Source organism: Nocardia arseniciresistens, from assembly GCF_046764875.1.
Lineage (GTDB): Bacteria > Actinomycetota > Actinomycetes > Mycobacteriales > Mycobacteriaceae > Nocardia > Nocardia arseniciresistens.
Genome location: NZ_JBKORD010000006.1, coordinates 409,087 through 415,677, shown reverse-complemented (window position 1 = coordinate 415,677; position 6,591 = coordinate 409,087). Strand labels below are relative to the sequence as shown.

The window sequence follows — 6,591 nt, the reverse complement described above, 5'->3', positions numbered from 1 at the left end:
TTTCATGACTTGGGTGAGTCCGGCTTCGAGGGTGGATAACGCCGCCTCTACCGACGGGTCGGTGATCGAGGCGGGGTTCGAATCCATGTTCGAATTATATCTCGAAATTCTTTGTTGGACATCCCTTTTCACATTCGGTGGCCGCATTCCGTCGTCACACTCTGATGCTGTGCCGGTAAACAAATATTTGCTGTTCACCGCCCTGTTTTATGCCGTCGTGGACTGTGCTGCGATACGGCATCGTATGTCGTTCTGCAACGTGGCATCGTGGTGTGGTACGGCATCGTGCACCGTGTCCGCGATAAGGCATGATGCGCCGTGTCCGCGATACGGCATCGTGCACCGTGTCCGCGATGCGGCATGATGCGCCGTGTTCCGCGATCCGGCATCGCGATACGGCATCGCGATACGGCATCGTGTGTCGTATTCCGTTGCGGGATCGTGCGTCGTATCACGCGATGCGACGTCGTGCGTGTTCGGTGATGCGTCGTCGTTCGCCATTCCGCGACATGGTGTCATTGCTCATTCTGTGTGAGGGCGACCGGCTTTGATCAATCGGCGGTCGACGGTTGTGAAATGGCGGCTGTCAATGTCTATGAATCCACCATTTGACTGCCGTCGTTGCTCAATTCGCTTGTCACGCCACCACAGCCAGTCTTCACGCTGGAGGCTGCGTGCCTGCCTGCCGGGGTTGCGGAAGAGAAGGCCGGGTACCGCACCTGACGCGCCCAGCACCACTTCCGGTAAAACCACTGAACGCCAACCCATTCCGGGGCAGTAATCCAGATGAGTCTGTGCATGACCACCACCCCAAACCGCAGCCCGACCAACCCAATGCCGACCAACTCAATGCCAACCGACGCGCTGAAAGTCACTCAACGCGCTGAAAAGTCACCCAGCGCGCTCAGCGTCACCCTGCCCAACCCTCTCCGGCATCGCCCGGTGTCAAACGAACCAGCCCGCTCACCCCACACGGCGTCGTCCGAGGTCAAGTCGACCCATTCGGCTCACCGAGTTCGCTCAGCATCGCCCCAGGTCAAACCAACCCACTCAGCGCACTCAACTCGCTCAGCGTCACGCACCCCACCACCCGATGCCTCACCCATCCCAACGCCATCCCAACACATCCGTACCGTTCCCCCGCCTACCAGCTGATCTCACCTTCCAGCGAATAATCGAGCAGTGCTGGGCACGCCAGGTGACGTCCCCGACTTTCTCTTCCGCAACCCCGGCAGGCAGGCACACGGCTTCCAGCGTGAGGACTGGCTGTGGTGACGTTCTAGAGCCGTAGAGCCGTAGAGCCGTAGAGCCGTAGCGCCGTAGCGCGTAGGTCGGGTGAGGAGGGTTCGGCGTTCTATACGGACCCGTACCCGTCACTCGACTTGGCGGGGCTCAACTGCCGGAGCTTCGTCCCCGCCAACCACGTACTGCGATGAGTACCCCGGCGATCAGGACGACCGGGCCGATGATCGACCAGGTGACGGTGTCGCTCATCGGGCTTCCCGAGATCACGCCGAAGCCTTGCAACGACCACAGAAGCCCGGCCAGGCCGATGATTACGCCGAGCGCGACAAGAATGGGGCTGCGCATGAGCTCGCCTTTCGTCTACACCGCGTGGCGGCGGTGTCCCAGGCAACAGTAACCGCCGGTTGGGCCTTGGGCCTTGCCGGGAAGTCGGTGGATAGTGGAGGTGTGCCAGCTGACAAGCCTTCCGATCCAGATCGCCTCGGCGCGCCGGTCGGGCGACGGGTGGTGGTCGGATTACTCGTCGCGGGTGCCGCGGGCGTGCTGGGTGGAACCTCGATTCAGAAAGGGCTTTCGGCGGTGCTCGGGCCGATCGGTAACCACGATCCGACCGGGCTGGTCGGACTCTTGCCGGTAGGCAATACATTTCGGTTCTATTCGGTCACTCGTGGTGCCCCGAAGCGCGACGCGAGCGATTATCGGCTCGATATCACCGGCCTGGTCGACAAACCTCGTAGTCACACACTCGGCGACTTGCGGGCGAAGTCACAAACGACGCTGGTGCGCGATTTCCAGTGCGTCACAGGTTGGCGTGTGCCCGAAGTGCGGTGGAGTGGTGTCCGCCTTTCGGATCTGCTCGACGAGGCCGGGGTGAGCAGCGCCGCGACGGCGGTGCGGTTCACCTCCTTCGACGGCACATATTCCGAGAGTCTCACCCTTGAGCAGGCCCGCCGCGACGATGTTCTTGTCGCACTGGAGATGATCGACGGCCCCGTGACTCACGATCACGGTGGACCTGTGCGGCTCTACGTGGCGCCCATGTATGGCTACAAGAGCATCAAATGGCTCTCTGGGATCGAGCTGACCGGCGAGGTGGTTCCCGGTTATTGGGAGCGTCGGGGCTACTCGATCGACGGTTGGGTCGGCGAGTCGAACGGGCGTGACGATGACCCGACCGGCTGACGCGACCGAGCGTGACCTGCACCGGTTCAGTCGTGCCGAGCGGTGGGTGCATTGGCTGACCGGTGTACTGGTTCTCATATGCATCGTCACCGCCGCGATCCTCTACAACGGTTCTCTCGCGGTGTTGGTCGGCAACCGGCACATCGTCGAATTGGTGCACGTCTATTCGGGTTTCGCGCTGCCGGTGCCGCTGGTCGTCGGCCTCGGCTCGGTGGCTTATCGCGCTGATCTGTCGAGGCTCAACCGTTTCACCAGGTCCGACTGGTTGTGGTTTCGGTCGAAAGGACGCCGCCTGACCGGCGAGGACGTCGGGAAATTCAACGCCGGGCAGAAGCTCAACGCGGCGTTGAGTTTCGGATCGATTCTCGTGCTCCTCGGCACCGGCACGATCATGTTCTTCCCCGACTGGACCCGGCTCGCCTGGCGCACCGGCGCGACGCTGATGCACGACTGGTTCGCGCTGGCCTTCGGCATCTTGGTGGTCGGCCACTTGATGTATGCGCTACGAGACCGAGAATCCATGCGCGGCATGCTTACCGGCAGAGTATCGAAGTCCTGGGCCGAGCAGGAGCATGTGCTGTGGGCGGGTGAGGACGATGCCGTCGAGGAGACGCCGTCTCCTGATCGGCGAGATCGGTAGACACCGTCTTTCTCGGATGTTCACTCACACCGGTCCGAGCGGCGTCGATGGTGACCAGGACCGTGCTGCGGAAGTTGTCGGCCTGGCTTGCTCGGTGAGCCCGAGAGGTAGATCACCGGGACGCCTGGACCGCTAGCGGTGATGACCATCGCCGTGTCGTCGACCGGGACCGTGCCGGTCCAGATCGAGTTGGCTTCGTTGTTCGGTGTTTTACATGCGACTACTGTCGCCGGGCCAGCTGATACCGACCTGACGCACCCGCTGACACCCGTGTTCGATTGATCGCTACCAGGTCGGCGGTGACTACTTCGATCAGTCGGCGTCGGGTGCGGGGCACGGAGAACCGGCGGGAGGCAAGCCGAGGGCCTGGTGTACGACATAAGAGACCGCGGGGGATTCCGGGAGCACGCCGTGGTTGAAGACATCGGTGGGGCACACGTCCTGGACCCAGACGTTGTCGACGGTGGCGTCGCGGCCCGCCTGGAGGAAAGTGGTTTCGGGTGGGGTGACGACCTGGTCGACTCGGCTCGCGATCACCGTGTAGTGGATTCCTGGTTCGGTGTCGCCCGCGGTGTTGAGGGTGTGTAGGAATTCGCTGCCTGTCAGCTGCTGTACCGCCGCGATGCCGAGCACTCTGGCGATCACACCGTCCACCGTGGCGGACGCACTGCCGGTCGGCAGCAGGGAGCCGAGTCCTTCCGCTGTGGTGCCGTGGTTGGTGGCGGCGATGGTAATGAGATGGTCCACCTTGTTGCGGTCTGGGTCGTCGCGGTACGCACCGCCCTCGAAGCGGAGATATTGGCGCGTCAGCGGGCCGCCCTGCGAGTGGGCGACGATATCGATCTTCGGCGCACCGGTGGCGTCGAGCACTTGGTCGACGAACGCCGCGAGTTCTTTGGCGGAGGAGCGGATATCGGCGGTCCCGTAGACGCCGGGTGCCGAACCGCGAACGCTCACGGGCGCGCGGCCGTAGTTGAGCGAGAATACGCACACCCCAAGGGCTTTCAACTGCGGAGCCAGGGCATCCCAGTTGTTCTGATTGCCCCACGTTCCGTGCACGAGCAGCACCGGTTCCGGCCGGGCTGCTGTGGGGACGCACGCCCAATCGTTCGCTCCCGCAGGCGGGATGCTCCCGTCGTCCGTGACATCGGCGCGGGCGGGAGCGGCTGTGACCATTCCCACGATCGCGAGCGCGACGGCGAGGTTGTGAATGACCCAGCGACACCAGTGTGAATCATGCGCAGGCATCGTGACACCGCTCCTTTTCGTCAGCACAACAGGTCTGCCAGGCAAATTCGGCTATGTCACTGCCAATCACGTCACCAGGTATCGCATCATCATGGAACCATCAGGGCGAACCAGTAGCAAACATGCTGTCGGAGTGGCGTGAAAGTGGTTGCCACGCAAACCCCCAGACCTCGGCGCTTTGTACCGAATAGGGCAATCGCCCGATAGTTTCGTCGGCGCGCCCTGCGTAGTCTCGGTTCGGGTCGGGATGGGTTGTGGGCTGCGGTGGCAGCAGGAGGAGAAGAGTGCGGATGATGCGGATGGGTAGTCGGCTGTGTGGGGCGACGCGCGCGATACTTGCCGTGGTGACGCCGCTGCTGGTGATGACGGCGTGTACGACGACAGACTCCGACTCCGGTGCGTCGGCGTCGAGTACGGTGACCAGGACGTCGGTCACAGTGACAGTGACACCGAGCTCGACTGTGGCGCAAAGGAATCCGGCCGGATCATCAGGGCAGGGTGGATCGCAAGACCAGGGGGGATCGCATCCGGAGAACGCGTCCGGGCAGCCCGTCGATCAGCAGCCGGACATACCCGGCACCGACAATTGCGGCGCGGTTCACTGCGGCACCGACAATTGCAACGACAACTGCGGCAACCCCGACGACGTGAAGTGCACCGACAAGATCAACTATGCGGGGGATCCGCGAGCGAATGCCGAGATCAACACCATCGGTGAGCGAGATGGCAAGTGCCCCGATCCGATTCGCCCCACCGAAACTACATCAGAAGCGCCGCAGCCGACCGAGACCACATCAGCCACGTCGCAGCCGCCCACGACCACGTCCGCTGTGACCACATCGTCCGATCCCGCACCGACGGTCACCTCGACAGCAACGGAGACCGCAACCGCGCCACAGTGATCGGCGCATTCGGTGGTTGCCGCCCGTGGATCGAGTCATACACGCGGGCGACACCGCTGCGTCGGTCGCCGAGCTGTCAGCCGCTCCCGAGTAACGGTTTACCGCGACCGGGCCGAGGTGGAGGGTTCGGTGACGCGGGTCCGGTTCAGGTGGATCTCGTCGTGGTGCTCGGAGGCCCATTCGATCAGCGCGGTGACGATTTCGAGCAGCCCTCGGCCCATTGGAGTGAGCGCGTACTCCACGCGAGGCGGCACCTCCGGGTAGGAGGTCCTGCTCACCAGCCCGTCCTGACCGAGCTGGCGCAGGGTCAGCGTCAGCATGCGCTGGGAGATGCCGGTTACCGCGCGTTGCAGATCGGTGTAGCGCAGCGGGCCGCTCTCCAGCACGGCGATCACCAGCAGGCTCCACTTGTCCCCGACTCGGTCGAGGACTTGGCGGATGGAACCCATCCGTTCGGTAGGGATACCGGCGCACGGCCCGATTTCCGCCGTGGTTTCGGATTCGGGCTTGTGCTGCATGGCGCACATTTCCTTCCGGTACGGACATGAATGTGCCTTTTGTACGGACACTCATGATGTCCCATCCTGGTGCCCCACACAAAAAGTAGGAAATGGGGAAAGCTCGTGTCGAAAGTCATCACTGTCTTCGGGGCAGGCACCGGTCTCGGGATGTCGGTTGCGCGCCGTTTCGGGCGCGAGGGTTTCCGGGTCGCGTTGGTAGCGCGTCGCAAGGACCGCCTCGACGCGCTCGCCGAACGCCTCGCCGCCGACGGCATCGAGGCGGCCGCATTCGCCGCCGACCTGTCCGACGTCACACAGGTGCCCGCCCTGATCGCGGCCATTCGCGATCACTTCGGCCGGATTGACGTCGTCGAGTACGGTCCCATCGGCGGCGAGCAGAACTTCACTCCGGCCGCCGAACTCGACGCCGCCACCATCGAGGGCTTGGTTCCGCTGTTGTTGCTCACCCCGATCGAGGTGGTTCGCACGCTGCTGCCGGAGTGGACCGAACGCGGCGATGGCGCCTTCCTGCTGACTCACGGTTACTCGGCCGTGCAGCCACTGCCGCACCTCAGCGGGGTCGGACCGGTGATGGCGGCGGCGCGCAACTACGCGTACTCGCTGCATGGCGAATTGGCCGACGCCGGTATCTACGTGGGCACGCTGGCCATCGCCGCCTACATCGCTCGCAGCGAGATCGCCGAGTCGGCCATCGCCGCAACGGAATCGACCTTGCCCGTCGTGGACCCTGACGACCTCGCCGAGCACTACTGGGCGATGTACCTCGCCCGCGACCGGGTCGAGCAGATCCACCCCGAAATCCCGGGCCTGCACCCCGCTGCCCGGTAACCGCGAGCCGCTGCTGAATCGCTGC

General features: G+C 63.8%; 9 protein-coding genes. 6 read left to right on the top strand and 3 right to left on the bottom strand.

The window, feature by feature from the left end; genetic code table 11:
• A partial coding sequence (locus ACLMAJ_RS13950; RefSeq protein ID WP_412014060.1) for a hypothetical protein occupies nt 1-364 on the top strand: 364 nt, incomplete at its 5' end.
• A gap of 1,028 nt (nt 365-1,392) precedes the next feature.
• On the opposite strand, the gene ACLMAJ_RS13945 is transcribed toward ACLMAJ_RS13950, so the two are convergent.
• Nucleotides 1,393-1,590, bottom strand: coding sequence for a hypothetical protein (locus ACLMAJ_RS13945; RefSeq protein ID WP_412014059.1), 198 nt, complete (start codon nt 1,588-1,590; stop codon nt 1,393-1,395).
• Between the two features lie 102 nt (nt 1,591-1,692).
• On the opposite strand from ACLMAJ_RS13945, the gene ACLMAJ_RS13940 reads away from it, so the two are divergent.
• From ACLMAJ_RS13940 to ACLMAJ_RS13930, 3 genes are all read left to right on the top strand, one after another.
• Complete coding sequence (locus ACLMAJ_RS13940; RefSeq protein ID WP_412014058.1) at nt 1,693-2,427, top strand: molybdopterin-dependent oxidoreductase; 735 nt, start codon at nt 1,693-1,695, stop codon at nt 2,425-2,427.
• Nucleotides 2,411-3,067: a cytochrome b/b6 domain-containing protein gene (locus tag ACLMAJ_RS13935; protein ID WP_412014057.1), complete on the top strand. Its 657-nt coding sequence runs from the start codon at nt 2,411-2,413 to the stop codon at nt 3,065-3,067. Before ACLMAJ_RS13940 ends, ACLMAJ_RS13935 begins: the two co-directional genes overlap by 17 nt.
• A gap of 141 nt (nt 3,068-3,208) precedes the next feature.
• Nucleotides 3,209-3,349 carry a hypothetical protein gene (locus ACLMAJ_RS13930; RefSeq protein ID WP_412014056.1) on the top strand — a complete coding sequence of 47 codons (141 nt, stop codon included), beginning with the start codon at nt 3,209-3,211 and terminating at the stop codon, nt 3,347-3,349.
• A gap of 30 nt (nt 3,350-3,379) precedes the next feature.
• On the opposite strand, the gene ACLMAJ_RS13925 is transcribed toward ACLMAJ_RS13930, so the two are convergent.
• Nucleotides 3,380-4,315: an esterase/lipase family protein gene (locus ACLMAJ_RS13925; protein WP_412014055.1), complete on the bottom strand. Its 936-nt coding sequence runs from the start codon at nt 4,313-4,315 to the stop codon at nt 3,380-3,382.
• A 290-nt stretch (nt 4,316-4,605) separates the two neighbouring features.
• Here ACLMAJ_RS13925 and ACLMAJ_RS13920 point away from each other — a divergent pair, with 290 nt between their 5' ends.
• A complete protein-coding gene (locus ACLMAJ_RS13920) occupies nt 4,606-5,217 on the top strand; it encodes a hypothetical protein (RefSeq protein WP_412014054.1) in 612 nt (203 codons plus the stop codon).
• Between the two features lie 98 nt (nt 5,218-5,315).
• On the opposite strand, the gene ACLMAJ_RS13915 is transcribed toward ACLMAJ_RS13920, so the two are convergent.
• The gene (locus tag ACLMAJ_RS13915) at nt 5,316-5,666 is read right to left on the bottom strand and encodes a winged helix-turn-helix transcriptional regulator (protein WP_412014084.1); all 351 of its coding nucleotides are present in this window, start codon (nt 5,664-5,666) and stop codon (nt 5,316-5,318) included.
• A gap of 174 nt (nt 5,667-5,840) precedes the next feature.
• On the opposite strand from ACLMAJ_RS13915, the gene ACLMAJ_RS13910 reads away from it, so the two are divergent.
• Nucleotides 5,841-6,566, top strand: a complete 726-nt coding sequence (locus tag ACLMAJ_RS13910; RefSeq protein WP_412014053.1) for an SDR family NAD(P)-dependent oxidoreductase — start codon at nt 5,841-5,843, stop codon at nt 6,564-6,566.
• Nucleotides 6,567-6,591: the final 25 nt, after the last annotated feature.